Genomic DNA, 26,997 nt, shown 5'->3' with positions numbered 1-26,997 from the left:
CATGCTTGCCGGCAGCGCGCAGTCGTCATCGCCAGATGCGGGCAGCTAAGCACCTATCGTAGCTCGAGCATCGCATGGGCCGCAGAAAGCCTCGCGACAGGAACGCGATAAGGAGAACAGGAGACATAGTCGACGTTCGCATCCTTAAAGAACCGCTTGATGGACAAGGGGTCTCCGCCGTGTTCGCCGCAGACACCGTAGCTCATGGCGGGATTGGATTCGCGGCCCTTGGACACCGCCATCGATACCATTTCAAGAACCGCGTCATCAATGGTCTCGAATGGATTGACGTCAAGAATCCCCTTATGCAGGTAGACGGGTATAAACTTTGCCTCGGCATCGTCACGCGAGAAGCCGAACACCGTCTGGGTAAGATCGTTCGTTCCAAAGCAGAAGAAGTCTGCATGCTTAGCGATCTGGTCGGCGACCAGACAGGCTCGAGGAAGCTCGATCATGGTGCCCACGGGAATCTCGAGCTTCACGCCATATTCCCTTTCCACCTGACCGATAACGCCTTCGATAACGTCTCGAACTTGCACATGTTCCCGAGTAACGGACACGAGCGGAACCATGATTTCTGGCCTAGGGTCCAGCCCCTCGTCACGCTTAAGGGCGGCCGCCGCGCTAGCGATGGCCCTTACCTGCATCAAGGGAAGCTCGGGATAGAGCAACGACAACCGCACTCCTCGCAAGCCGAGCATGGGGTTGGACTCCGCCATCCCGTCGATCCGTCGAAGCAGCGAGCGAGCCTCGAGAAGTCGCTCCCCTTCTGCACCCGACGCCTCGAGACGGGCAATCGAAACCGCGAGCTCACGAGGATCGTCCAAAAACTCGTGAAGCGGTGGATCGAGCAAACGGACGACGACGTCCCTGCCGTTCATGGTTCGGAACATCGAGAGGAAATCATCGGTCTGGACCTCGAGCAATTGAGCAAGGGCAGCCGAACGCACAGCGGCATCCTCGGACAGGATGAATGATTGGATAATCTGCTTGCGATCGCCCAGGAACATATGCTCTGTTCGGCACAATCCTATCGCCTCGGCGCCGAAACTCAAGGCAAGCCCCGCATCCTTCGGGTTGTCGGCATTGACGCGAACGTGGAATCCGCGGCCATCGGGGCCATCAAGACGAATCTCATCCGCCCATGCGAGCAGAGTATCAAGGTCTTTGGTCAATGAAGCCGTGGTGAGCGGTACCGCGCCCAAAACGACGATTCCCCGGGCTCCGTCGAACGATATGACATCGCCCTCGTGAAGCACAAGGTCCGTGCCGGAGATGCGCACCTCCTTTGCCTTCGCATCGATCTGGAACGACTCAACGCCGCATACGCAGGGCGTCCCCATACCACGCGCGATCACAGCCGCATGACTGGTTTTGCCGCCGTGGCTGGTCAGGATTCCCTCCGCCACCGTCATGCCCTTGAGATCATCGGGATTTGTCTCCCAGCGGACCAAGACGACCCGCCGGCCCGATGCCACGGCCTTAACAGCGTCATCGGACGAGAAGACGATCTCCCCCACCGCGGCCCCCGGACTCGCGTTGAGCCCGCAGGCCAGCACCTCGATATCGGCCGCGGGGTCGAATTGCGGATGAAGCAACTGATCGAGCTGCTTGGGGCTCACGCGCCCAACAGCCTCCTCACGCGTGATGATCCCCTCCTCGACCATATCAATAGCGATTTTGATCGCAGCCGCCGCGGTTCGCTTGCCCACACGCGTCTGCAGCATCCACAGCTTACCTTGCTCTATGGTGAACTCGATATCGCATATATCACGATAATGGCTCTCGAGGATGCCGAATATCGACTCGAGCTGCTCCCCCGCTTCCTTGAAAGTGGGATTAGCCTTAAGTTGGGAAATAGGCTCTGTGTTGCGGATGCCCGCGACAACATCTTCACCCTGTGCGTTAACTAGGAAGTCTCCGTAAAACTCTTTAGTTCCATCTGCCGCGTTGCGCGTAAAGGCGACGCCCGTAGCCGAGCTCTCACCCTTGTTGCCAAACACCATCGCCTGCACGTTTACCGCTGTTCCGAGGTCATCGGAAATACCATTCTGCTTGCGGTACAGACAAGCCCGTTCGTTGAGCCAGCTGCCAAATACAGCTTGGATGGCGAGACGGAGCTGAAGCGCGGGATCAGCAGGGAAAGCAGCGTCCCCGGCTGCATCGGCGAGCTCTGGATGAAGAAGGACCGAGACGTTATCTCGGAAGATTGCTTTGAACTCGCTAACGAGTTGACAGAGATCCTCCGCGGAAAGGTCGCTGTCTTGCCGGACACCTGCGATCAGGCGCCGTTTCGACAGCGCGTTTTCAAACAGATCTGCATCGACTCCAAGAACAACATTGGAGAACATCTGGATAAACCTGCGATAGGAATCCCAAGCGAACCGAGGATTCTCGGTCTGCCGAATTAAACCTTGAACGGATTCATCGTTAAGACCGAGATTGAGGACGGTATCCATCATGCCGGGCATGGAGAACGGGGCTCCGGATCGCACGGACACCAACAGGGGATCATCGGGATCACCCAAGCGCTTGCCCATGCGCTCTTCGAGATCGCGCGTAGCCGCATCTATCTGGTCAAGCACGCCCTGCTGCCATTCGTTGCCGCTATTCGCATATCCCATGCATGTTTTGCAAGTGATGGTAAAGCCAGGAGGAACGGGCAAACCCAGGCGCGCCATCTCGGCAAGATTAGCCCCCTTACCCCCAAGGACAAAGTTCATGCTGGCATCGCCCTCTGTGACGTCGACGCCATCCGCTGCCGCACCAAACCTGTACACACACTTTTCCGTTTCCATACAAACCCCCTTCTCAAGGTGCAACGCGGCACCAATGCGAATAAACCGCCGCGTCGTATGGGGACCCGACGGATATCGTGCATGATAGGAAGAAATGAATAAATTGCTTTGAAGAACGTATGAACCGAAGCGAGCGTTGAATTTATAACGGCAAACGGACGTACTTGTGGTCATACCGTGGTGATACCAGCTGGTATTTATTTAGCACTACCACATTCTCGAACAGAACGTTGACTAAGAACATAGTCCAGATGCCCGATAATCTCGGCAGCGGATTCCTCAATGGCCTTGCGGTCGGTCTTGATGACGATACAGCCGATCCTTCCCATAAGCGCACGGGCGGCGCGCTGCTCCTCAAAGATAATGGATGGATCGGCATACCGCCCCGCTACGCTGCGAGAAACCTCATCACCCAAGCGACTAGAGCGGATCTGCGCAATCTCCTCGACCGTTGAGACGAGACCGAACACACGGGCTGGGTCAACATCGAATAGAGCTGCAGGCGGCTCAATCCCCAGCGCAAGGGGAATATTGGCAACCTTATAACCAAGATATGCAAGATACATTGATAAAGGAGTCTTAGAGGTGCGGGAAACGCCGATAAGAACCAAATCCGCATCGGACAAATCGTTGCAATTTCGTCCATCGTCATGTGCGACAAAGTACTCCATGGCCTGGATTCGCTCAAAATATCGCGCGTCGGTTTGATGGACGGCGCCAACCCGCTGAGAAGGGCTCTGCCCCAAAACCATCGAGAGCGCGTCGAGCGCCGGACCGATCACATCGATTATGGGAATGCAGCGAGAATCAAGGAGGCCTTCGACCTTCCGACGAAGCGCAACGTCTACGATGGTATGGAGGACCACAACGGATCGGCTCGACGACTCGTCCAAAACAACACGGAGCAACTCCACGTCATTGATCTTTGCAAGTCTTCGAACCTCACACGAACCATGCTTGAACTGAGCAAGAGCCGCGCGCAGAACGGCAAAAGCCGTGTCTCCAAGGGAATCGGAAACGACGAGGACGAGCGGACGAGCCTCTTCATGCAACATAGTCCTGCCCTTTCTACATGAATCGCATTGGTTAATCCCTACCGTAGCAAATTCTCAGAATCGCAAGACCGCAAATACGGAGTAGATAAAAAAACGGGGGCCGCCGGATGACGACCCCTGTAAATCATATTGCGAATCAATCCGCCATCAAGCAGTCCGGATTATTTCTTGCGTGCGAGCTCTCCAATATTAGCGACATCGGAAAACACAGCTTCAAAGCGGTTGAGCAACCGAAGGCGGTTGGTGCGCAAAGCCTCATCCTGATCCATTACAAGCACCTCGTCGAAGAAACGGTCGACAGGTGCGCGGAGACCGGCCAGGGCTGCGATGACAGCAGTGAAATCTTTGGCAGAGAATGCAGCGTCAACAGCGGCCTGGGCGGCGTCAGATGCCTGCAACAGCTCGCGCTCGGCATCGCCAAGAAGCGACGCGTCGACATCGACGCCGAGATCGGCATCTGCAAGATGGCTGGCGCGAGCATAGGCGGTCGCAAGGTTATCGAAAGTGTCCGCATCGTTGTCACGGGCGTCCTTAAGGGCGTGCGCCAGAGCGAAGTAATCAACCGGAGCGCTCACGGAGCCAGCGGAAACGGCGGCGACGGTATCGGCGTCGATCTTCTCGTCGCGGGCCATCTGCTCCAAACGACCCTTGATAAACGCGCAAACCGAAGCGCGGACGGCACCTGCATCGAACTCGATGCCCTGCTCTGCATAGGATTCGAGCGCTGCGGGAACGAGCTCCTCATACCCGATGTGGAGCTTCTCGCGAAGAATGTTCAAAATACCGATAGCGCTGCGGCGAAGCGCGAAGGGGTCCTTGGAGCCGGTAGGAGGCTCATCGATGGCAAACATGCCGGCGATGGTATCCAACTTGTCGGCGACGGCGACAACGCAGCCGGCGATATTGCGAGGCAGCTCGTCGCCAGCGAAGCGCGGACGATAATGGTCGCTCATGGCGATGGCCACGTCCTCGTGCTCGCCAGCAGCTTTGGCATAGTATGCGCCCATGACGCCCTGTTGGCTGGTGAACTCAATGACAGCGCCGGAAACAAGGTCCGCCTTGGCAAAGTGCGCGGCGCGAATGGCGTCCGCGGAAGTCTCCGCATCAAGGCCGGCAACCTCGCAGATTGCGGACGAGAGGCGCTCGACGCGCTCGGACTTCTGCAGAACGGTGCCGAGCTTCTCCTGGAAACCCACGCGTGCCAAGCGACTACGGAACTCCTCGAGGGAGACCTTGAGGTCCTCGTCGTAGAAGAACTTGGCATCGTACAGACGGGCGCGAACGACGCGCTCGTTACCATCGACTACCGTATCGGCAACGTCGAGCGGAGTGTTGGCGACAAGGATAAAGTTGCGGGTCAATTCACCGCTCTGGGCGTTATACAGCGGGAAGTAGCGCTGGTTGGACAGCATGGATTCGCAGATGATCTCATGCGGTACCCGGAGGAACTCCTCATCGAAGGCGCCCATAAGGACCTGAGGCCACTCAACCAGATTAACGACTTCGTCGAAGATCTTCGCAGGGGTCTCGGCGCGGAGGCCGTTTTCGTCCTCGATCTTCTTGATGCCATCGAGAATGAGCTGGCGACGGCGGTCGGTATCGACTATGACGCCGGCGTCCTCGAGAACAGACTCATACGAAGCGACGTCGGCGATAGCGGGCTCGACGTGCAGCACGCGAAGACCGCGGGTGGTGCGACCCGCCTCGACGCCGGCAAAGCGAACAGGAACGACCTCGTCGCCGAACAGGGAGACGATCCAACGCAGCGGGCGACCAAACGTTTCATGACCGCGGCCCCAGCGCTGAGAACGAGGCCAGGAAAGCTTGGGGATAGAGGCGGAGACCACCTCGGTGATGATCTCGGTTGCAGGGCGGGCAGGCTTCTCGATGTCAAGGAAAACGTACTCGCGGCCTTCGTCCTCGCGGACAACAAGCTCGGATGCATCGGCCCCCTTGCCGCGGGCAAAGCCCTGGGCGGCCTTAGTGGGATTGCCGTCGGCATCGAACGCGATAGCGGCAGCCGGGCCGCGAAGGCTCAGCGACTCAGCCTCGGTAGCCTCGGCGAGATTGGAAACGATGACGGTGATGCGACGCGGGGTGCTCATAGAGCGGACGTCGCCGTGGGCGAGACCGGCGGCATCAAGGCCGTCGCGAACCAGGTCGCCAAACTGCTTGGTCGCCTTGTACAGCGGAATAGCGGGCAGCTCCTCGCAGCCCAGCTCGATCAGATAATCACGTGTAGCCACGATTAAGCCTCCTTAGATGCATCTGCGGTGGAAGCAGCCAGCCATGCCTCGCAGCAGGCCTTGGCGATGGTGCGGACGCGCAAGATGTAGCCCATGCGCTCCGTAGCGGAGAGGGCACCGCGCGCGTCGAGAATGTTGAAGGAATGGGAGCACTTGAGAACGCAATCGTATGCCGCCAGCGGAATACCCGCCTCTAGGCAGGAATGGCACTCTGCCTCGAATTCATCAAACTTGGAACGCATAAGCTCCACGTTAGCGACCTCGAAGTTGTATTTAGAGAACTCGCGCTCGTTCTCCAGGAAGACATCGCCGTACGTTACAACGGAACCATCTTCAGAACGGCTCCAGACAAGATCGTACACGGAGTCGACGCCCTGGATGTACATGGCCAGGCGCTCCAGGCCATAGGTGATCTCCACGGGAACGGGATCGACCTCAAGGCCGCCCACCTGCTGGAAATAGGTGAACTGCGTGACCTCCATGCCGTTGAGCCAGACCTCCCAGCCAAGTCCCCAGGCGCCCAGCGTGGGGCTCTCCCAGTCGTCCTCGACAAAACGGATATCGTGCTCGTCAGGATTGATGCCAATAGCAGACAGCGACTCAAGGTAGAGCTCCTGAGAGTTCTCCGGAGAGGGCTTGATCAAGACCTGGAACTGATAATAGTGCTGCATGCGGTTGGGATTCTCGCCGTAACGGCCGTCGGCAGGGCGGCGACAGGGCTGGGCATAGCAGGCGCGCCAGTCCTTAGGACCAAGCGAGCGAAGCAGCGTGGCAGTATGGAACGTGCCCGCGCCCACCTCTGAATCATACGGCTGGATGACGACGCATCCCTTTGAAGCCCAGAAATGCTGGAGCTTCAGGATGATGTCTTGGAAGGAAAGAGCTGAAGCGTTCATGAACCTGCTATCTCCTCGACGTTGGATAAAACAACCATTAATTCTAGCGCAACTGCACACGTATGTAACATAAGGGTTCCAAGCTGCGATATTTTTACGATTCTCATTAAAAAGAAAAACCCGGCGAAGCAGAAGCTCCAGCCGGGTCGCTAAGTGCTTTTGGACGATGAGCCCTAGATTCCGCCGATGCGGTTAAGGGGCCAGTAGCGGAACAACGCAACGCCCACAACGCTGTCCTGCGGGATCGCACCGAAATATCGAGAGTCAGCCGAATTCTCGCGATTATCGCCCATTACCCAGACGCAGCCATCGGGAACCGTATAGGGATAGTCTAGATCGACATCGACCGCCTGCTGATCCAAAGGATACGTCTTGCCGACGGTGTAGTCTTCATCCAAAGCCTCCCCGTCGACAAAAACACGGCCGCCGATAAACGTAACGGTCTGCCCCTCAGTCGCGATCACTCGCTTGACAAGGAAATCATGATCGGAATCGGTCTCCGGGTTGGTGAAAACCACAACGTCGCCTGCAGATACGGGCTGACCCAAAGAAAGCGTCACTTTCTCAGCGACCAGCTGATCTCCAATCTCAATGGTATGCTCCATCGATCCGGTGGGAACCACAAAGGGCATGGCGACAAACGTTCTGATGAAGAAACCAACAACCAGGGCGATCGCGATGATGACAACCCATTCGAGAATGCTTCTGAAAACGGAAGGCTTCTGTTCCACGGCTACTCCATTTCCTCATGAGGGTGCATCCGAGCAATGAGGTCGAGAGCAAACGCACGCTCTTGCTCGGTAAGGCCAGCGGACTCGATAAGATCGGGACGCCAGCGGCACGTGCGTTCAATGGCGTTTCGGCGGCGCCAGGCGTCTACTTTAGCATGGTCGCCGGACAGCAGGATGGGCGGGACGTCCATGCCATTAAAGGATGAGGGTCGAGTGTACTGCTCATACTCCAGAAGCCCGCCATCTTCACCGGTAGCGAAGGACTCGTCTACGCTGCTCATAGAATCGCCGAGCGCTCCCGGTATAAGACGAACCACGGCGTCGGTTACCACCATAGCGGCGAGTTCACCGCCGGTAAGAACGTAATCACCAATAGACAGCCGCTCGTCAGCAAGCGAGTAGGCTCGCTCATCCATACCCTCATAGCGACCGCAGACAAACAATAGGCGCTCGCAGCCCGCGAGGCGCTCGGCAACATGCTGTGTAAAAGGCGCGCCGCAGGGCGTGAAAAAAATAACGCGCGGAGGGCACAAATCCGACTGTGACTTGAGTTCGCTGATGGCCTCGTAGATAGGCTCGACCTTCATGAGCATACCGGCACCGCCACCATATGGCTCATCGTCCACCGTGCGATGCCGATCATGCGTCCAATCACGCAAATCATGTGCCTTAAAGTCGAACAGGCCGCGAGAACGCGCCCTTCCAAGAATGGAGGCGGACATCACGGGCTCGAACATCTCTGGGAAAACAGAAAGCGTCTCAATGAGCATCCGCAGCATGCCTCTCTTCTCGTTACTCGTTAATGAGTCCGTCCATAATTTGGACGAGGATGGGTCCATCCTGGGGGATCGACGATACAACATGGGAAACCACGGGAATCAGGACCTCGCCGTAAGGTCCCCCGTCAATAACCCAGACATCGTTAGCCGGGGTCTCCATAACCTCGACGATACGGCCGAGCGAACCGCGACGGCGGTCGATCACATCGCGATCGATGAGGTCTTCATACGCCGCAGTAAGCTCATCAAGCTCGATGTCCTCCTCATGCGCCAAAATAAAGCACCCTTGGAGAGCCTCGGCATCATCGATAGAAGACGAGCAGGAGAACAGAACGCGGGCAGTGTCCCCATCGTCGCTAACGGCGTCAACGGTCACAAACCTATCGCGATTAAGGGCGGGAGGCGTGAGCGCGACCTCCATGCCCGGTTCTACAAGAAGAGGAAGGCCCCGCAGCGGTGCCACGGTGACCTCCCCCTTAGACCCATGCGCCTTAAGCACGCGGGCAATATTTCTATACTGGCTGGACATAGGTCTAGCCCAGAACCTCTACCTCGACAGAAGTGCCGAGGCGAGCAGCCAACGCGCGCGCAAGCGTGCGAATGGCCTTGATGGTGCGCCCGTGGCGCCCGATGACCTTAGCGACGTCACCCTCGGCAACGGTCACTTCGATAGTGGAGGAATCTGCGCCATCGATGACCTCGAGGCTGACGGAATCCACGTCATCAACGATATTCACGATGAGATACTCAACCAAGTCCGCAATGCGGTCGGAGAGCAGGGCCTCGGTGTCGGCGCCCTCGACGATCTCATCGAGTTCGGTGTTGATCTCAGAAGACACCTTGGATTACTCCTCGGAAGCCTCGGCAGCGGCAGCGGCGGCCTCCTCAGCAGCCTTGGCCTCCTTGGCCAGCTGCTTCTTGGACTTCTTGGGCTCGGCGGCAGCCTTCTCACCCTCGTTAGCGGCCTTCACCAGAGCGGCGACGGCATCGGTGAGCTGAGCGCCCTTGACCTGCCAGTCAGCGATCTTCTCAAGATCGAGGCTGATGGTCTTGGGGGTGGTCAGCGGATTGTAGCGGCCGACCTCCTCGATGAAACGGCCATCGCGGGGCGAACGGGCGTCGGCGACGACAACACGGTAATACGGACGCTTCTTAGAGCCGTGACGGGCAAGGCGAATCTTGACTGCCAATGCAAACTCCTCCAACCAAGCAGCTTTCTGCTGCAACGATAAACAAACGACTGAATATTCTACGCCAACGGCGGGAGCAGGTGAAGTCCTTACACAGGAACTTCTTCGAAATTGCCGCAGACGTTTTTCTATCTTACGCAGGAAATGACAAAATGCAAGCATATTCAACAAAACGCGCTATACTTGCCTCATGGATATCGAACACACATACGATTGCGACCGCGGCTTCGATGCCGCAGTCTTCACCGCCGGCCTCTTCGGTGGCTGGGACGGTCCGGCAATTGGCCTTATGGACCTCGACGCGTTCTTTGCCAGCGTTGAGCAGCTCGACCACCCGCAATGGCGCGGCAAACCCGTCATCGTGGGCGGAAGCTCGACTCAGCGCGGCGTTGTCTCGACCGCTTCCTACGAGGCAAGAGCCTTTGGCGTGCATTCCGCCATGCCCTCAGCGCAAGCGGAACGCCTTTGCCCGCAAGCGATCTGGACACCCGGACATTTCGATCGTTATCGAGAGGTAAGCGCTCTTGTAATGCAGATTCTCGTTGATGAGACGCCCTTCGTCGACCGCGTCTCCATCGACGAGGCATTCTTTGACATCACGCCGGGCCGCTATTGCTCGGAAAGTCCTATAGACATAGCCCGACGAATATCAAAACGCGTTTCGAGCTTGGGCGTGACATGCTCGATAGGCTTGGGCTGCAATAAAACCGTCGCCAAGATAGCAAGCGAGCGCGACAAGCCGCGAGGGCTCACCGTTGTCCTGCCCGGAACCGAACAGGGATTCCTGTCTCCCCTCCCCGTCCGCGCTATGAGCGGAATCGGCAAACGAGCCGAACACGAGCTATCAAAAGCAGGAATCCACACGCTTGGCCAGCTCGCCTCGGCATCGCCCTCAATCCTTCGCCCCATTTTTGGCGTCAACGCAGAGCTGATAAAGCGCCGTGCGCAGGGGCGAGAGAGAAGCGCGGTCGCGCGCATAGACGATCCCGAGGACGTGAAATCGGTCAGCAACGAGCGAACGTTCGCCCGCGACCTTACCGACCGAGGAGATATCGAGGCGGCCATCGCCGTGTTGGGCGAGTCCGTGGGCAGAAGGCTGCGCAAAAAAGGGCTTGCCGGCCGCACCGTCACCCTCAAGCTGAAATACTCCTACGGAAGCGGCAGGTCCGCCCAGCGCAAACTCGCTCATCCCACCGATGACGAGAATATCTTTGTCCCGGTGGCGACAGGGCTGCTCGACAGCATTTGGTCGCCCGACATGCCCGTGAGGCTGGCCGGCATAGGTCTTAGCGGATTCGATTTGGAAGGCGGAATCCAGACGGATCTGTTCTGCGAGGTCGACGAACGGGGTGCGGTGGCGAGTTCCAGACGCGATCTTTCAATCGCCCTGGACGCTGTTCGCGAGCGCTTTGGCGATGCGGCCGTAGGTTATGGACGCGCGACCCGATTTGATTCCGACCTAGTCAACCGTGATAAATGGAAATAGCAAACGGGACGTCTCCCGACGTCCCGCCAAGTGTAAAAATTAAACTTTAGGACCTAGTCGAGAACGAGGTCCAGCACCGGAGCGTCGCCCCACAGCTTTTCCAAGCGATAGTAGTCGTGAGCCTCGGGCGTGAAGACGTGAACGACGACCGAACCGTAGTCCATCAAGATCCAGGAGCGCTCGTCGCGTCCCTCGATCGAAAACGGATGCTCATCGCACTTCTTGGCAACCTGCTCTTCGATCTCATCAACGATTGAATCGACGAGGCGCGTATTGCTACCCGTGGCGATAACGAAGTAATCGCACACATCGGAAAGCTCGGTGAGATCGAGAACCTGGATATCATCGCCGTTCTTATCATAGGCTGCCTGGGCAGCGACTTCCGCAACCGCACGAGCATCGATGCCGGCGCTTGAAAGCGATGCTGCCGCGCGCTCGGGTCTGGCGGTGTAGCTCTCGTTTACACCCTTCCCATCGCCTTCGGTCTTCTCAACGTCCTGATTTGCAATCTGGTCTGACATAGCTGCCTTTCTAATGAGAACGCGCGCACGCGTAATGATTATAGATGGTAATTGCCGTGGGATACATATAGCGACCGGTAGAGATGACGTAGGAAAGTCCTTGGGAGAAACATTGGAAGAATAGCTCGCCCAAGGAAGCCTCGCCCACCATCTCGCGAAGACGGATAGCGTAGTCACCACGTCGACCGGGCTCGATCGCATCTGCGATAAAGACGACCATATCGAGCGGCGTCATATCTACAGCGCCTACCGTGTGGCGCGCGATCGCCTGGAACACGCTTGGATTGAGCGCGGGGAAAAGCTCGAGGAGCTCGAGCGCGGCAACGGGGCCGTGCAGCAGCCCAACGGCCATGGAGGGCGAACCGGCGACCTCGATGCCCATGTGAGCAGCGCGGACCAGCAGCTCATGATCGTCGAGAACCTTATCCCAATCATGTAGCAGACCCGCCGCCGCAGCATCGAACTGGTCGACCCCATAGGTTTTGGCAAGCGACGCCGCGCACGAGGCGACGCCGAGCGAATGCGAATAACGACGGGGCTTGGACACCATTCGCTCCTCGAGCAGCGCCTTGATTCGCTCAAGCTCCTCAATCTGATCTTGGGGCACGCGACCCTCCTTTCAAGCAAGGCGACGGCAAGCAGCGCATCGCCGCAAGATGGGTACCGACGCTATCGATACAAGCCGTTCTTGCGAATATAACCTATTACGGATTCCGAGGTGAGATACCGAACGCTCTTACCCTCGCTAACGCGCTGCCGAATGTTAGTAGAGCTGATGGCAAGGGCCGGAATCTCGATATAACGAACGTCGAACGAGATGCCGGATGCCTCGACCCTCTCACATGCCTGGTTGATATCGTATCCAGGCCGAGTAGCGGCGATTAGCGTGGCGAGCCCCGCAATGGATTCCGCATCATGCCATGTCACGATATCAAGTATCGCATCGGCGCCCGTGATAAAGAACAGCTTCACGTTATCTGGATAATACGCGCGAAGCGCCCTGAGCGTATCGGCTGTGTAGGTAGTTCCGTCGCGATCGATCTCGAAACGGCTGGCGATAAAGTCAGCGTTTGCCGCAGTGGCGAGCACCGTCATCGCGTAGCGGTCCTCAGCACTCGTCACCACCTCATCATCCTTGAACGCGGGGCTGCCCGCGGGCATAAAGAGGACCAAATCAAGGTCAAGCGCCTCGCGAGCCTGCTCTGCAGTTACCAGGTGTCCGTAATGCACAGGATCAAACGTGCCACCCATGATGCCAAGGCGGTACTCGTGCTGCGGATCAAGTCCAAGCTCGGGAAGGCGCTGCGGGGCTCGAGCGGGCATCTTACTCCTCCGTATCCTCGTCATCTAGAGCAAGAGCCTCGTAATCGACGTCGTCTTCATAATCGACGTCGTCTTCATAATCGTCGTCGTCAAGGTCACCAGCACCCTCGAAGTCGAAAGCATAGCCCACGATGCGGACTTCGTCGCCAGGTTTGCAGCCCGCCTTGACCAAAGCATCATCCACGCCGATACGACCCAAACGATGCTGAAGGTAGATAACGGCCTCCTCGTTCTCCCAGTCGGTTTGAACAACCAGGCGCTCGATACCGCGACCAACCACGCGCCATGCTACGCCATCTTCGCGTACAACCCGGAAGCGACGATCGCGAGCCTGACGCTCGCGCTCCCACTTGCCCTCATCAAGTTCTGGGGCGTCGCTGGTCTCGGCAAGCTCGCGGCGAAGCTCGGCAACCTGCTCACCGCAAGCAAGCATCAGCGTTTGAAGGCCGGCGCCGGTAAGAGCCGAGACGGCGAAGAAGGCGTGGCCGTCATCCAAAGCCGCCCGCTTAAGCTCGGCGACTCGCTCGGTCATGCCGCTGGCATCGCATTTGTTCGCGATAACAATCTGCGGACGCACTGCGAGCTCGGGAGCATAGGCGGCAAGTTCGTCATTGATGATGCGGTAATCTTCAAGCGGATCGCGCCCCTCAAAACCACCGGTGATATCGACGACATGCAAGATCAAAGCGGTGCGTTCGATATGACGCAGGAACTGGTGGCCCAGGCCGCGGCCCTCGCTTGCACCCTCGATAAGGCCGGGGACGTCTGCGACCACGTAGGAATATTCACCCGCGCGAACAACGCCCAGGTTGGGGACGAGAGTAGTGAACGGATAATCGGCGATCTTCGGACGAGCGGCGCTCATGCGGGCGATAAGCGAGGATTTGCCGACCGAGGGCATGCCCACGAGAGCAGCATCGGCCATCAACTTCATCTCGAGCTCGATCCAGTGCTCAATCGCCGGCTCGCCCTTCTCGGCAAAAGCGGGCGCACGTCGCGTCGAGGTGACAAAATGAGGATTGCCGCGTCCTCCGGTACCGCCGGGAGCAACAACTACGCTCTCCCCGTCGTGGGTAAGGTCGGCGATCTCATAGGCGGGCTCCATGGTCTCGCCGTCGATCTCGCGAACCACGGTTCCCATGGGGACCTTCAAGATAAGGTCGCTGCCGTTCTTACCGTCTTTACGCGAACCCTGGCCGTGGGTGCCGCGCTCGGCACGGAAATGATGCTTAAAGCGGTAATCAATCAGCGAGGACAGCTGCGCGTCAGCCTTGACAATAACGTTGCCGCCATGACCGCCGTCGCCGCCGTCAGGACCGCCCTTGGGAACATATGCCTCTCGGCGGAACGACATGCAGCCAGCGCCGCCGTCGCCGCCCTTGACATTGATGCGGCAAATATCGGTAAACTGGGACATCTGCGTATCCTCCTCGTTATCGGTAAAACTACCCTGAGCATATCAAAAGAGGCCCCCGGCTACAGCCGAGGGCCTCCCTATTTGCCTATGCTGTGAAGGGACTTAGGCTTCAACCACGGGAAGGACGTTCACGCGATGCTTAGCACCACGGGTGAACTTGACCTTGCCCTCGGCCAGAGCGAACAGGGTGTCGTCCTTGCCACGACCCACGTTCTCACCGGGGTGGATGTGGGTGCCGCACTGACGGACGAGAACCTCGCCGGTCTTCACGAACTGACCGTCGAAACGCTTGGTGCCGAGACGCTGACCGCGGGAGTCGCGGCCGTTACGGGAGGAACCAAGACCTTTTTTGTGTGCCATGTCTGATACCTACTCTCTACAGTTCTTGGGTGGAGTTACTCCGCTGCGGGAGCAGCGGCGTCCTCGGCAACGGCCTTCTTGGCGCGGGAAGTAGCCTGGACCTTGGTGATCTTCAGCTTGGTGAGCTGCTGACGGTGACCCTGAAGCTTGTGATAGCGCTTGCGCTTCTTGAACTTGTAAACAAGCTGCTTCTCACCCTTGAACTGGTCGACGATCTCAGCAGTGACCTTAGCCTTTGCGAGCTTGGCAGGATCCGTGATGATCTTCTTGCCGTCGTTCAGGAAGATGACGGGGAGCTCGACCTTGGTACCGGCCTCGCCCTCGATCTTCTCGACCGTAAGAACATCATCGGTGGCGACCTTATACTGCTTGCCGCCCGTTGTTACGATTGCGTACATTGTTTCTTGCCCTTCATGCATCAGTTAGTGCAACAGCCGAATATAGTAGCAGGGGAATCTTAACCCGTCAACAAAGACGAGGAACATTTCCCCAGCGTATTCACAAGTTGCCCTTGTTTCACTGGATTGACGCTGCACCTGCATACGGATGATGCGAGCTGGACGACGCTGCGCCAGGTGCTAACTATAGCTCAAAGCCCGTATACATGGTGCGGCTACATAAAATGACCAGCTTGAACGGTAACCCGCCCGCGCCCTCCGTCAGCCAGCAAAGCTAGCGACGAGCCGCAAGGGGGTCTACCAGGCTGCCGTTTTCATCCTCCACCATCTGAAACACGCGCTCCACGCGATAACTCTTGATGGACACAAGATCCTGGATGCCGGTGGAAACAATGGGGCGCTCCTCGGGCGAAATCTCCTGGCCCAACAGGAAGCGATCGAGCGCGGCAAGCAGAATCTCGGGCCTCAAGGCACCCTCGTTATCGCAGCGCGTATCGAGCTGGACGATGAAATCGCCCAAAGCCGCACCGGGAGCCACCTGGTAACCAACCAACGTGCGCTCGATATCCATCACCTTGCTCTTTTTTCCGCGCGCATAGGGAATCTGCCCAAGCCGAGCGATGGCGTCCAGACCCCGCTCGATATCGCTCGACTCAAAGGAGGCTGATTCACGGCAGAAAAGCCCCACCCTATACCCCACGCGCGTTATCTGCGCCGTGAGCGCGGGCGTGCGAACATCGACGTAGGCGCACTCCTGAGTCATAAGGTCCTCAGGCGAGGCAGCGACCAGTCGCTGCAAAGCCTCTGCGTGAGGCACAAGCTCGGTCAAGAACACGTCATAGTATTCGCATGTCGAGCTAGTACCAACGGGGAGCGCGGAGGAGAATCCCACCCGCATGTGCGGAGAAAAGCCCTGCGTAACAGCATAGGGCAACGCCGCTCGACGGATTACGCGCTCGATGGTATGCAGGACCTCGAGGTGGCCGAGGTACGCCAGGCGCCCGTGCTTGATATAACGGACGCGCAAGCGGAAGAGGGACGGAAGATTCTGGTCGCTCACGAGCGCTCACCTACCAAAACGTTCTCAGCATGAAGCGTGGGGCAGATACCGCAGCCCGCACAGGAGCTACGGGTGCAATCGGGGGTGGTTACGCCGTCAAGGGCGCGACGGTATTCGCGTTTAAGAAAGCCCTGGGATACACCCGGGCTCACATGCTGCCACGGAAGGCGCATATCAAGGTCAAAGGGAGTCCTGGCGATATGGCGCAAGTCGATGCCGTTGCTCTCCGCGGCGCGCTCCCAGCGCTCAAGCGAGAACTGCTCGGTCCACGCATCGAAGCGGGCGCCGGCACGCCACGCGTCCACGATAACCGGAGCCATATCGCGGCCGGCGCGGGAGAGGACGGCCTCGAGCAACGACGTCTCGGCATCGTGGTAATGCACGCGAACGGCACGGTTCTTGACGCTTTTCAGCAACAGCTGCTGGCGGCGCTTGACCTCATCATCAGGCGTCTGAGCGCACCATTGGAACGGCGTGGACGACTTGGGAATGAAAACGGAAACGGAGATGGATACGGAAATACCGCCGCGTTGGCCCTTGGGAACCACTTCGCGGGCAATGTCCAGCACATGGTCGGCCAGATTGGCGATCGCGACGATATCTTCGTCCCGTTCCCCAGGAAGCCCCATCATGAAATAGAGCTTGCAACGACGCCAACCCGCTTCGAACGCGGCGCGCGTCGCGCGCTCCAGGTCTTCCTCGGTAACGCCCTTGTTGATGACATTGCGCATGCGCTGGCTACCCGCCTCGGGCGCAAACGTCAAGCCGCCCTTTTTCTCGCCCGCAACCTGCAGCGCCATGTTCACGCCAAAGGAGTCCAAGCGCTGAGAGGGAATGGAAACGGAGATTCCCGTATCCTCAAGACGGCGATTAAGGCGTGACAGGATCTGCTCGCAGCAAGAATGATCGGTGGTCGAGAGCGAGGTGAGCGACACCTCGTCGTAGCCGGTCTTAGCCAGGCCACGCGTTACCGCGGAGACAATCTGGTCTGCCGAGCGCTCGCGCACCGGGCGGTACGTGATGCCCGCCTGGCAGAATCGGCAACCGCGGGCGCAGCCGCGCAAAACCTCGACAGACAGGCGGTCATGAACCAGCTGGGTATACGGAATGACAGACTGACTCAGCGGGTCGGTAGCGCCAAAGTCCTCGACCACGCGCTTATATACGACTTCGGGAACATCCTCCCCCTCACGAGGGACCGCATACCCGTGCTCCGTGCAGGGCTCGTCATACCTAATCTCATAAAGGCTCGGAACGTAGGTGCCCGCAACGCGGGCAAGACCGCGCAGGATCTCTTGACGGGTGGCCCCGGCATCGCGCAGGCGCTGGTGCTCGCGACAGACCTCGACAATGGACTCCTCGCCCTCACCGATCAAAATCGCATCGAAAAACGGCGCAAGGGGCTCCGGATTATAAACGGAAGGACCACCGGCGATGATGATGGGGTCGTCCTCCCCGCGATCGGCAGAATAAAACGGAATGCCCGCGAGATCCATCGCTTCAAGATAATTGGTGCATGCCATCTCGTGTGGGACATGAAAACCCACCACGTCAAAAGACGCGACAGGAGCCGCGCCCTCAAGCGACAACAAGGGGACCCCGGCCTCGCGCATGGCATCGGCCATATCCACCCAAGGCACGTATCCGCGCTCGCACGAGATGCCCTCCTGCTTGTTGAGCACGTTGTACAAAATGGCGATACCCTGGTTGGGAAGACCAACCTCATAGGTGTCGGGATAAATCAGGCACGCGCGGTAATCCGCGTCGACCTTCGATAGGGTTCCCCATTCGTGGTCGATGTAGCGGCTAGGCTTCTCAACGCGAGCAAGCAGGGGTTCAAGATCTGCGAAGCGATCCTCATAGGGAATGCGCACGCTGCCTCCTTTTTATTGCAGTTTTATCAGGACGATGATTTGGACGATAACGGGATGGGTGGCAAACGACTCCCCTATTCCTGCCTGGCCGTCTCGGCTCCTCCAGCAAATGCCTGGCGAACACGGTCGGCAACACCCAGGACAACGCGGTTGACGGGCTCGTAATCTATATCGCTTTCGTAGACCAACGTCAGCGCGCGCCCCATAGCATAGGTGCCGGCAGCCGCACACAGCGCTTTGACCGCAAACGCGCCATACCCGGCGCGGCTCGACAGTTGCCGTGCGACGGCACGCACCGCTAAGCCGGAAACGACCACGCCAGCGGCTTCGTATGCGCGCTCCAAGCGTATAGGCTTATCGTATGCACTCGCAAGCTGGAAGAGCATGCCTATTTGAGCCAGTGTCATCACGGGATAATCGGCGCCCGGTATAAATACCAAAGCCCCCGTAAGGGCATTGGCCGCAACGGTAGAAGCGATCACGCGATTAGACGCGGCGCGCCGCATAAAGGCAAAGCAGGCAGCAAAGGCAGTCTGCTTATCCGTGCGGTCCATAATCCATTCAGAGAGTTGACCAAGCAGGTGGTCGGCATCTTGCGCAGCAATCAACCCCAGCACGGGCGTATCGCTTTGGATAAACGGAGCCTCGACGCTCGATTCGCATAGGACGCACACGGGCGCTCCGCCAACCACAAGCTCCCGGACGGCGCTTTGCAGACGGTCCGACCCGCAAGAAAGAACAAGGACCACATCGGTGTCAGGCTTGATGGCGACGGGATCTTCGCCCAGGCGGTCAACCCGCACCAATCCAGACGTGGTCGAAGGAACCAACGCGTGGCGCACGGTATCGATGAGAAAGCGCGTCGCGGTCGCATCAACAAACACGGCGACGCGAACGGGAACATCTTGCTCGCGCTTTGCAGCAGCGCCCATCTTAACGGCGCTTGCCACCTTATCGACGGGAACTCGCATGGCAGCCTCCTGTCTCCTAACATGTGTTACGCGGCTTTGGAGCGATGGCTCCAAATGGATTGGATGATACCTACCATGGTGAACTGCATCAACATGGAGCTGGAACCAAAGCTGATGAACGGAAGCGGAATGCCCGTGATGGGCATGAGCCCGATGCACATACCGATGTTCTCAAAGATCTGAAACGTCCACATGCCCACCAGGCCCACGGCGACCAACTTAAGGAAAAGCGAATCGCTCTTTACGGCAACGCGAATGCTCGAGAAGATAAGTAGGACAAACAAAGCCAGAAGGATGATTGCGCCCACAAAGCCAAACTCCTCAGACAGCAATGCGAACACAAAGTCGGTATGGGCCTCGGGCAAGAAGCCTTCTGCAGCCTGAGTCGCGTTACCGATGCCCTTACCAAAAAAGCCGCCAGAACCCACGGCGATAAGCGACTGCATAAGGTTGTAACCCGCTCCAGAGGTATCCGCGGAAGGATCGATGAATACCAGCAAGCGATTCATCTGATACTGCTTAATGAGGACATCCTTGCCAAGCAGGGCATCGACAACCGAGTCGGCCGCTAAAAGCAGCGAGACCAAGCCGATAAGGATGGCTATGGTCGAGAGAACCCACTCCCTCTTTGCACCGCTCATCATGATAATAACGGCGCCGCCGGCAAAGACCACAAGGCCGCTGCCCAGGTCTCCCGCCGCCAGAACGCACAAAAATGGAACGGCGAGCATGCCGCACAGCTTCACGTAATCGCGTACGGTATCGATGTGGCCGTTATACTGCGCGCCCAAACCAGCGATAAAAAACGTAGTGATGATCTTCGCGAGCTCAACCGGCTGAAACGTCAACCCTATCAAAGGGATCTGAACCCAGCCGGTCATGCCCTTAGCGTTGTAAGAAAGGCCCGGTATATACGGGGAGAAGATGACGATGATATCGAGCACCAAAAGCACTGTCGACATATTCGCCAATCCACGCAGATCAGTCCTCCAAACAAGGATGCTGAGGATGGCTCCCAAGCCAACACCGACCAGGTGGCGCGGAAAGGAGGCATTTGAAATGGACAGCGAGGCGGTCCAGATCACCAAGATGCCGTAAATAACCAGTCCCAATGTAGCGACCAGAACCGGAACATTCACGCGCTGGGAAAAGGAGTTGCGCGAGGACACCACTTTTTTGTTGACGCGCTTGAGGCTGCTCGCGGAAGACGAGCGCCCTTGGGCGGCTGTTGCCATGGCCATCACTTCCTTTCCTAGTCGCCGCTGCCGCCGGAGACAGCCATAGAGTCCGGAGCGTCGTAGATGACGCCGAGCACGTACCTTGTTCCCACCATGGCGGAAGTGGAGCCAAAGCCACCCTGCTCGACCAGTGTGACGACAACGTATTTGGGTTCGTCTGCCGGTGCATAGGAGATAAACCAGGAGTAGTCGTCATCGCCCGTCTTCTGACCGGTACCAGACTTGCCCGCTACGCGAACGCCCAGAGAGCTAAAGTGGTTTGCCATGGACGAACTCGCCTCGTAAATAACCCCCTCGAGTCCGTTGTGAACCAGGTCGAGTTCGCTTTCGTTGTTCACCTGGACATCGCGCAATTCCTTGACCTGGTAACTCGCCGCATCGCCATCGCCGTCGCGCGAAACCGCAGAAAGGAATACATGGGGCACGTACTCCTTGCCGCCATTGGCAATGCCGGCATAGGCGGTCGCCATCTGCAGCGGCGTAACCAAAATGTCACCCTGTCCAATGACGATGTTGAGCATGTCGCCCGGGTTCCACGAGCGCTCCTCATCAGACCAGCTGCTGAAGTACTCCTTCTTCCACTCGGCCGTGGGCACGCGCCCCTCGGCTTCGCTAGGAAGATCCACGCCGGTAAGGGAGCCAAGGCCCCACCGCTTGAACATCTCCTGAAGGCCTTCGGGGTTCTTCTCGTCATAATAAAAAGCCTTGCCGATATCGTAGAAGACGGCGTCGCATGACAGCGTGATTCCCTTTTGAAGGCCAAGCGTGCCGTGACCTGCGTGGTCCCAGCACCAACGGCCGGCGGAATCGCCCAGGCCAGTCCACCAACCAGGGCAATTAGACGTTTGGGACGAGGTGTAGACGCCATACTCAAGTGCAGCGAGCGAACTGAAGGGCTTAATGGTAGACGCGGACATATACTGGCCGCTAACGCAGCGGTTGATCATGGGTCGCCCGCCGTCATCGCTGTTGAGCTTAGACCAGTCATCGCTCGAGACGCCACCGATAAATACGGACGGATCGAACGAGGGGGCGCTCGCCATGCCCAAGATCTCGCCGTTGGTGCAATCCATGCAGATGCACGCGCCGGCGTTCGCCTTATAACCAGAGGCCTGGCCCTTTTCCATTGCGCGCTTGAGACCCTCTTCGCAGGCCTGCTGGATTTGGAGGTCGATCGTGAGCTTGACATCGCTACCGGCTCGCGGCGGAACTGCCCCCGCCTCGGCGGTGACGTTACCCGAGGCATCGACCTTTACCGTCTGCTCGCCACGGATTCCCTGCAACAGGCTTTCGTAGCGCGTCTCGACACCCGCCTGGCCAACGATGTCACCAGACTGGTACTCGATATCGTTCGCAGAGGTCTCACCGTTCTCCTCGCGCTCATCTTGCGCAGCGAGTTGGTCGCTGGTAATGGTACCGGTGTAGCCAAGCACGTGGCACGCAAGCGTTCCATAGGGGTAAACGCGCTCGGTGCGCTCGTAGACATGGACATCGGGAAACTCGGTCGCATGCTCCTGGATATGGGCGACCGTCGACAAGCGAACGTCAGATGCAACGGTATGCAGACTCTGCGCGCTCTGCGAGTAGTCCTGAATGTTGCGCAGCGCTGCCATATAAGGTATGCCCAGCACGTTAGCGAGATGCCTTACGGCAACGGCATCGTCCGCAAAATCACGATAGACACCCACCACAAGAGATGGACGGTTGGTGACAAGCTCTATGCCGTTTCGGTCGAGGATGCGACCGCGCGGGGCGGGCGTGGTGACCGTACGCGTCTGGTTATCCTGAGATAGGCCCTCATAATAATCAGAGGAGACCATCTGCATGCTCCACAGCTTCGCCGCGACCGCGGCAAATACCGCGCCAACGCCGGCGGTCAAAATCTGGAAACGCCCCTTCATGGCTACGCCGGGGGTATTTCCCTCGCCCTCTGAGGCGCGGGGCCTGGTACCGTTCTTTGTATCAAACGTGAACTTGCTGGAATAGCCGCGTAGAAACAGCAACGAACCGATAACCGCGACAAAGAGAATGATTCCAGCAACGATGACGACCATTTGGGCATCCATGCACGATCACCCCCTTTTTACTTCAGGCTCTTGTAATTCTTGAACCGTGTACCCTTAGCGCGTGCCGAGAAACCCTTTTTTGGCTCCGACGCACCAACAAGCACAAGAAAAGGAAGAGCGGCTATCGTATCGAGAACGGTGCAGGCAAGACCGTAAACGAGCACGGCGGAAACAAAACCGCCCTCAACGCCCATGAAGAACAGCACGACCCCATTGACAACGTTAATTGCCAGAATCGCGACCGCGATTAAGCGCATCGAATCCGAGGACGCGTTTCCCGAGACGCCGTGGGATACGGTAGCCAACGAAAAGCATCCAATGGTGAGGAGCAGCGACATCAAACCCACCGGAGCCGCCGACGTCATATCGTAGAACAGGCCCGAAAAGAAGCCAATCAACACGGCAGAGCCGATCTCGTTCCCCATCGACATGCAAAGGGCGAAGACGAGCATGAAATTGAAAGCGCCGCCAAACAAAGAAATCTGGGGCGCCAAGGCAAGCTGAAGTACGGCGGCGACAGCGCATGCGATGGCAAGCGAGCGGCGCTGGCGATGAGGATCGCGAACTTCCAAAGGTCCCCTCCTATTCCTTAGTAGAGCCGTCGGCGGATGCGTCAGCCGAATCAGCGGAAGCATCCTGGGTAGAGGCGACGCCATTCCCCTGGGCAGCGGTATTGGCGGCAGCGACGTCCTCGGAAGAAGCAGCCTGCTCATCGGTCAGAGACGTGATGATGAGCACCTCTTCATTGCTCTCGGCAGTCGAGATGGCCCTGACCACGATGGTGTAGTAGGTCGCGTTGGCAGCGCGGCTAACCGAAGAAACCGTACCCAAGGGAAGTCCTTTGGGAAAACGCCCACCGAGACCCGAGGTGATAATGACGTCGCCGACTTTAACATCGGCATCGGCGGGGACATAGCTCAACATAAGCGTGCCATCGGGCTGACCTTGAAGAATTCCCTGCGCGCGCGTGCTCTGAACCATAGCGGAGACGCCGGAATTCTCGTCATTGATAAGGCGTACCGTAGACGTTGCGGCGGAAACCTCGATGATCTGCCCGATTACGCCACCGGAGTTGCAAACAGGCATGCCGATCTCAAATCCATTGGCAGAGCCCTTGTCAATCGTCACCGTCTGAGACCAGGCGTCGCCGGTGGTGCCGATTATGCGGGCGGCAGTGGACTGCAAGTTGTAAGTGGACTGAAGACCCAAGAGGCTCTCGAGTCGTTCAGCGGTCTTCTCGGCCTCGGTAAGCTGGGCAAGCTCAGAGGTGAGTTCCTCGTTTTGCTTCTTAAGCTCCGATAGCGTCTCCTGAGGCGCCGAAAGGTTTGTGAAAACGTTACCGATCGCGTTGAACGGCGTCGCCACCACGGCACCGACCATCCTCACGGGCGTAGCGACCGTGTTGACACCGCTGCGAATCGAGTGAATGACGCCGGCCTCCCCTTCGCGCACGTAAAACGTGAGCAGCAATAGGGAGACCAGGCAACAAATAACAAACGGGCGCATTCCCGATGACTGTCTTCTATTGTTCAGCGTCGATGTATAGCGCTTCTTGTTGGATCGAGGCAAAACGATAACGCCCCTTTACGCGTTGCTCTGGACAAAGCCGCCGTCGAAGGCATTCGCCTCCAGTACGCGCGCGCAGCCATTGACCACGTTATCGAGAGCGGTGGGGCTGACGTTGACCGCAACACCCGTCTCATCACGAAGGCGCACATCGAGACCACGCAGCATAGCGCCGCCGCCGGTAAGGAGAATGCCGTAGTACATAAGGTCGCTCGCAAGATCGGGAGGAGTGGCGTCGAGGGCGTCCTTAACAGCCTTGGACATCTCGTCCAGCGGCTTGTTAAGCGCCCTGCGAATCTCCTCGCTCTCAATGCGAACCGTTTTAGGCAAACCGCTTATAACGTCGCGGCCGTTCACCTCGACGTCGAGCTCGTCTTTGAGAGGAACAGCGGAACCAACCTTGATCTTGATATCCTCGGCAGTGCGCTCGCCGATTGCCAGGTTATAGGCATCGCGAACATGGGTGAGGATCGCCTGGTCGAACTCATCGCCCGCAACACGGATAGACTGCGAAACAACGATGCCGCCCATGGCGATGACCGCGACCTCGGTAGTGCCGCCGCCGATATCGATGACCATGGATCCGGTAGGCTCCTCGACGGGAAGATCGGCGCCGATCGCAGCGGCCATGGGCTCCTCGATGAGGTAAGCCTGGCGAGCTCCGGCCTGAATGGTCGCTTCAAAGACGGCACGCTTCTCAACGCTGGTAACGCCGGAGGGGACGCAGACAACAACGCGGGGACGCGGCGTCCACGGATAGCGCTTCTCAGAGGCCTTATCGATAAAGTAGCGAAGCATAGCCTCCGTCACATCGAAGTCGGCGATAACGCCGTCCTTCAAAGGGCGAACGGCAACGATATTGCCCGGAGTACGGCCCAGCATGCGCTTGGCCTCGATGCCGACGGCAAGGATTCGCTCGTCATTCTTATCGATTGCGACCACGGAAGGTTCGCGGATGACGATGCCCTTGCCGCGAACGGACACCAGGGTATTGGCGGTTCCAAGGTCGATGGCAAGGTCGCCATCATACTGACCGAAGAACATATCCATCAATGAAAACAAGGTCACTCCAAAAGGTTAGGGTTCCAAAGAAGTGTAGCGCTGACGTATGGAGACGCTGAGAACGACGGTGCGATTCGAAAAAGTTACCATCTATTCAGACGCGGAGTCAGCGTCACCGAAATCAATGGAGATGCCGGAAACGACCCAGCCGATGCCCTCGCGAACAAAATCAACGGTGTAATCCATGCTGCCGCCCTTGGAAAGCTCAACGGACACGGTCGCGGTGCTCTCGGTCATAGACTTATCGAGACCCTGGATAGTGGGGACGGAGCCCTCGGGAATGGAAGAAACGAGCACGGACTTAGCATCGTCAGAAAGGCCGGGAGCAAGATAGGAATCGGTCTCGGTTCCGTTGGTTACCGCCTCGAACAGCTTGGTAAGCGTATCTTGCTGGGTGGGGTAGCCATATCCGCGGGTATAGGCAAAGCCAAGTCCGCCGGCGGCGATAAGAACGAGCAGCAAAATGACCAGGAAGATCTTAAGTCCAACATGGCGATGGCGACGGCGGACCTTCATCTCCTTCTTATCCTGCTGAATCATCTCAGACTCCGAAAGGGTGAAGAAACCGGTATCGGAAGGATCGGGAATAAGGTTGCCGGACTGTCCCAGCGGATCGAGGGGGTCGACGCCGGGAGCATAGGCGCCGGTGGTCTGCGGAACGGTAGGAGCCATGGAGCGCTGGGCGGACAGGGTGTCCTGCGCCGTGGCGAGCGACTGCTGCTGCTCGGGCGTAAGTTGATAGATACCGTCTGAAGTGGCGCGGCCAAATGCCTCGATAGCATCAGCGTAACGACCGGCGGCAGCAAGCGCCTGGCCGAGGCCGGCGTTGATAGCGCGCGGATCATCGTGAGGCCCGACGAAGTCAAGTGCGGTGCGGTAGGCCTCGACTGCATCTTCGGGACGAGAAATGAGCAAGAAGCAGTCGCCGAGATTCATCAGTGCGGCAGCCGGAGCGGGATTGGCTCCGTCGATGGCGGCGGAGCGGAACGCCACGCCGGCGTCCGTAGGGTTACCGCTCTTCAACAGAGCGTTACCAAGGCCCATGTACGCCTTGTACGGGGTCGCATAGGAGGAATCCTGCACGGCAAGACCGAAGCTGTTCGCGGCCCCTGTAAGGTCGCCGGCGGCGGCGAGAGCTTTGCCCTGATTGGTTAGCAAAGCGCCGGACTTTCCATACGAAGCATCGCGCAAAGCGGCGGAATAAGCGTCGGCAGCATCCTGGAAAAGGCCGAGCCTCATCAAAGAGTTACCGCGAAGGTGATCGGCCTCGCCGCAAATCTCGTCAGCAGTCTTGGCAGAGGCGAATAGCTGGGCGGCGGAGGAAAAATCTCCGGCACGGTACGCTGCGCGGGCCTGGTCCATAAGCTGTGCGTTCATATATGCTCCTTCGTTTATAGCTTGGTGCCGGGCATGCGCCTAGCGTGTCTCGTGGACAATCTCGACGTGGACAATCTCGTCTCCGGCGCGCAGCTTGGAAATGACGTCCTTGCCCTCGATAGTGCTGCCAAACACCGTGTAGCCGGAATCAAGGTTGTGCTGCGGACCAAGGCAGAAGTAGAACTGGGAACCGGCGGAATCGGGGTTCATGGAACGGGCCATGGCAAGCGCGCCGTCCTCATGGCTGTTATTTGGGTTGGTGAGGTACTCGGCCTTGATGCAATAGCCCGGGCCGCCGGTGCCGGGCATGCCGTCGGGGCCCTCGAGGCCGCGAGCGACCTCGTCGCGCGTCATGTCGCGGGTATTGGGGCAGCCGCCCTGGATGACAAAGCCGGGAACATAGCGATGGAACTTCAACCCATCATAGAAACCCATGGTAGAAAGCTCGCAGAAATTAGCGACGTGGATGGGTGCGCCCTCACCGTCCAGGCGCACGCGAATGGTACCCTGGGACGTCTCGATGACGGCGACCTCGTCACCGGCAAGCGTGTACTCGGGAGTGTGAAGTTTCTTACCAAACATG

The 26,997-nt window shown here is 58.3% G+C and carries 26 protein-coding genes; 1 reads left to right on the top strand and 25 read right to left on the bottom strand.

Going from position 1 to position 26,997, the window contains the following annotated elements:
- Positions 1-53: 53 nt before the first annotated feature.
- From ppdK to rpsP, 9 genes are all read right to left on the bottom strand, one after another.
- The gene (gene ppdK / locus HMPREF9452_RS01060) at positions 54-2,798 is read right to left on the bottom strand and encodes a pyruvate, phosphate dikinase (RefSeq protein ID WP_009140241.1); all 2,745 of its coding nucleotides are present in this window, start codon (positions 2,796-2,798) and stop codon (positions 54-56) included.
- A 197-nt stretch (positions 2,799-2,995) separates the two neighbouring features.
- Complete coding sequence (locus tag HMPREF9452_RS01055) at positions 2,996-3,853, bottom strand: pyruvate, water dikinase regulatory protein (RefSeq protein WP_009140240.1); 858 nt, start codon at positions 3,851-3,853, stop codon at positions 2,996-2,998.
- 161 nt (positions 3,854-4,014) lie between these two features.
- Positions 4,015-6,102 carry a glycine--tRNA ligase subunit beta gene (glyS, locus tag HMPREF9452_RS01050; RefSeq protein ID WP_040362084.1) on the bottom strand — a complete coding sequence of 696 codons (2,088 nt, stop codon included), beginning with the start codon at positions 6,100-6,102 and terminating at the stop codon, positions 4,015-4,017.
- On the bottom strand, positions 6,102-6,995 hold the full coding sequence (locus tag HMPREF9452_RS01045) for a glycine--tRNA ligase subunit alpha (protein ID WP_009140238.1): 894 nt from the start codon (positions 6,993-6,995) through the stop codon (positions 6,102-6,104). The genes glyS and HMPREF9452_RS01045 overlap by 1 nt, the downstream gene beginning before the upstream one ends.
- A gap of 173 nt (positions 6,996-7,168) precedes the next feature.
- Positions 7,169-7,726 (bottom strand): signal peptidase I, encoded by a 558-nt coding sequence (gene lepB, locus HMPREF9452_RS01040; RefSeq protein WP_009140237.1) that lies wholly within the window; start codon positions 7,724-7,726, stop codon positions 7,169-7,171.
- Between the two features lie 2 nt (positions 7,727-7,728).
- Complete coding sequence (gene trmD / locus HMPREF9452_RS01035) at positions 7,729-8,496, bottom strand: tRNA (guanosine(37)-N1)-methyltransferase TrmD (protein ID WP_009140236.1); 768 nt, start codon at positions 8,494-8,496, stop codon at positions 7,729-7,731.
- A 22-nt stretch (positions 8,497-8,518) separates the two neighbouring features.
- Positions 8,519-9,034, bottom strand: a complete 516-nt coding sequence (gene rimM, locus HMPREF9452_RS01030; protein ID WP_009140235.1) for a ribosome maturation factor RimM — start codon at positions 9,032-9,034, stop codon at positions 8,519-8,521.
- Positions 9,035-9,038: 4 nt separating this feature from the next.
- Positions 9,039-9,344 (bottom strand): KH domain-containing protein, encoded by a 306-nt coding sequence (locus HMPREF9452_RS01025; protein ID WP_009140234.1) that lies wholly within the window; start codon positions 9,342-9,344, stop codon positions 9,039-9,041.
- Positions 9,345-9,350: 6 nt separating this feature from the next.
- The gene (rpsP, locus tag HMPREF9452_RS01020) at positions 9,351-9,695 is read right to left on the bottom strand and encodes a 30S ribosomal protein S16 (RefSeq protein ID WP_009140233.1); all 345 of its coding nucleotides are present in this window, start codon (positions 9,693-9,695) and stop codon (positions 9,351-9,353) included.
- 190 nt (positions 9,696-9,885) lie between these two features.
- Here rpsP and dinB point away from each other — a divergent pair, with 190 nt between their 5' ends.
- Positions 9,886-11,181, top strand: coding sequence for a DNA polymerase IV (gene dinB, locus HMPREF9452_RS01015; RefSeq protein ID WP_009140232.1), 1,296 nt, complete (start codon positions 9,886-9,888; stop codon positions 11,179-11,181).
- A 53-nt stretch (positions 11,182-11,234) separates the two neighbouring features.
- Here the strand turns inward: dinB and rsfS are convergent, their stop codons facing one another.
- From rsfS to HMPREF9452_RS00935, 16 genes are all read right to left on the bottom strand, one after another.
- Positions 11,235-11,702 (bottom strand): ribosome silencing factor, encoded by a 468-nt coding sequence (gene rsfS, locus HMPREF9452_RS01010; protein WP_009140231.1) that lies wholly within the window; start codon positions 11,700-11,702, stop codon positions 11,235-11,237.
- A 10-nt stretch (positions 11,703-11,712) separates the two neighbouring features.
- Positions 11,713-12,309, bottom strand: a complete 597-nt coding sequence (gene yqeK / locus HMPREF9452_RS01005; protein WP_009140230.1) for a bis(5'-nucleosyl)-tetraphosphatase (symmetrical) YqeK — start codon at positions 12,307-12,309, stop codon at positions 11,713-11,715.
- Positions 12,310-12,371: 62 nt separating this feature from the next.
- On the bottom strand, positions 12,372-13,025 hold the full coding sequence (gene nadD / locus HMPREF9452_RS01000) for a nicotinate-nucleotide adenylyltransferase (RefSeq protein WP_009140229.1): 654 nt from the start codon (positions 13,023-13,025) through the stop codon (positions 12,372-12,374).
- Between the two features lies 1 nt (position 13,026).
- Positions 13,027-14,442, bottom strand: a complete 1,416-nt coding sequence (obgE, locus tag HMPREF9452_RS00995) for a GTPase ObgE (protein ID WP_009140228.1) — start codon at positions 14,440-14,442, stop codon at positions 13,027-13,029.
- 102 nt (positions 14,443-14,544) lie between these two features.
- Positions 14,545-14,802 carry a 50S ribosomal protein L27 gene (rpmA, locus tag HMPREF9452_RS00990; RefSeq protein ID WP_009140227.1) on the bottom strand — a complete coding sequence of 86 codons (258 nt, stop codon included), beginning with the start codon at positions 14,800-14,802 and terminating at the stop codon, positions 14,545-14,547.
- Between the two features lie 35 nt (positions 14,803-14,837).
- Positions 14,838-15,200 carry a 50S ribosomal protein L21 gene (gene rplU / locus HMPREF9452_RS00985; RefSeq protein WP_009140226.1) on the bottom strand — a complete coding sequence of 121 codons (363 nt, stop codon included), beginning with the start codon at positions 15,198-15,200 and terminating at the stop codon, positions 14,838-14,840.
- Between the two features lie 274 nt (positions 15,201-15,474).
- A complete protein-coding gene (locus HMPREF9452_RS00980) occupies positions 15,475-16,260 on the bottom strand; it encodes a TIGR03936 family radical SAM-associated protein (protein WP_009140225.1) in 786 nt (261 codons plus the stop codon).
- Entirely contained in the window at positions 16,257-18,134 is a 1,878-nt protein-coding gene (locus HMPREF9452_RS00975; RefSeq protein WP_009140224.1) for a TIGR03960 family B12-binding radical SAM protein, read from the bottom strand. Before HMPREF9452_RS00975 ends, HMPREF9452_RS00980 begins: the two co-directional genes overlap by 4 nt.
- A gap of 74 nt (positions 18,135-18,208) precedes the next feature.
- Positions 18,209-19,105 (bottom strand): hypothetical protein, encoded by an 897-nt coding sequence (locus HMPREF9452_RS00970; RefSeq protein WP_009140223.1) that lies wholly within the window; start codon positions 19,103-19,105, stop codon positions 18,209-18,211.
- Between the two features lie 26 nt (positions 19,106-19,131).
- Positions 19,132-20,340 carry an FtsW/RodA/SpoVE family cell cycle protein gene (locus HMPREF9452_RS00965; RefSeq protein WP_009140222.1) on the bottom strand — a complete coding sequence of 403 codons (1,209 nt, stop codon included), beginning with the start codon at positions 20,338-20,340 and terminating at the stop codon, positions 19,132-19,134.
- Between the two features lie 17 nt (positions 20,341-20,357).
- Entirely contained in the window at positions 20,358-22,409 is a 2,052-nt protein-coding gene (mrdA, locus tag HMPREF9452_RS00960) for a penicillin-binding protein 2 (RefSeq protein ID WP_009140221.1), read from the bottom strand.
- 17 nt (positions 22,410-22,426) lie between these two features.
- Positions 22,427-22,981 (bottom strand): rod shape-determining protein MreD, encoded by a 555-nt coding sequence (gene mreD, locus HMPREF9452_RS00955; protein WP_009140220.1) that lies wholly within the window; start codon positions 22,979-22,981, stop codon positions 22,427-22,429.
- A gap of 10 nt (positions 22,982-22,991) precedes the next feature.
- A complete protein-coding gene (gene mreC / locus HMPREF9452_RS00950) occupies positions 22,992-23,915 on the bottom strand; it encodes a rod shape-determining protein MreC (protein ID WP_009140219.1) in 924 nt (307 codons plus the stop codon).
- Positions 23,916-23,993: 78 nt separating this feature from the next.
- Positions 23,994-25,025: a rod shape-determining protein gene (gene mreB / locus HMPREF9452_RS00945; protein WP_040362080.1), complete on the bottom strand. Its 1,032-nt coding sequence runs from the start codon at positions 25,023-25,025 to the stop codon at positions 23,994-23,996.
- A gap of 102 nt (positions 25,026-25,127) precedes the next feature.
- A complete protein-coding gene (locus HMPREF9452_RS00940) occupies positions 25,128-26,414 on the bottom strand; it encodes a tetratricopeptide repeat protein (protein ID WP_009140217.1) in 1,287 nt (428 codons plus the stop codon).
- A 39-nt stretch (positions 26,415-26,453) separates the two neighbouring features.
- Positions 26,454-26,996 carry a peptidylprolyl isomerase gene (locus HMPREF9452_RS00935; RefSeq protein WP_040362079.1) on the bottom strand — a complete coding sequence of 181 codons (543 nt, stop codon included), beginning with the start codon at positions 26,994-26,996 and terminating at the stop codon, positions 26,454-26,456.
- Between the last annotated feature and the right edge of the window lies 1 nt (position 26,997).

Origin of the sequence: Collinsella tanakaei YIT 12063, assembly GCF_000225705.1 — a bacterium.
Lineage (GTDB): Bacteria > Actinomycetota > Coriobacteriia > Coriobacteriales > Coriobacteriaceae > Collinsella > Collinsella tanakaei.
The sequence above is the reverse complement of the archived record's forward strand: the minus strand, read 5'-3'. Positions and strand labels throughout refer to the sequence as shown.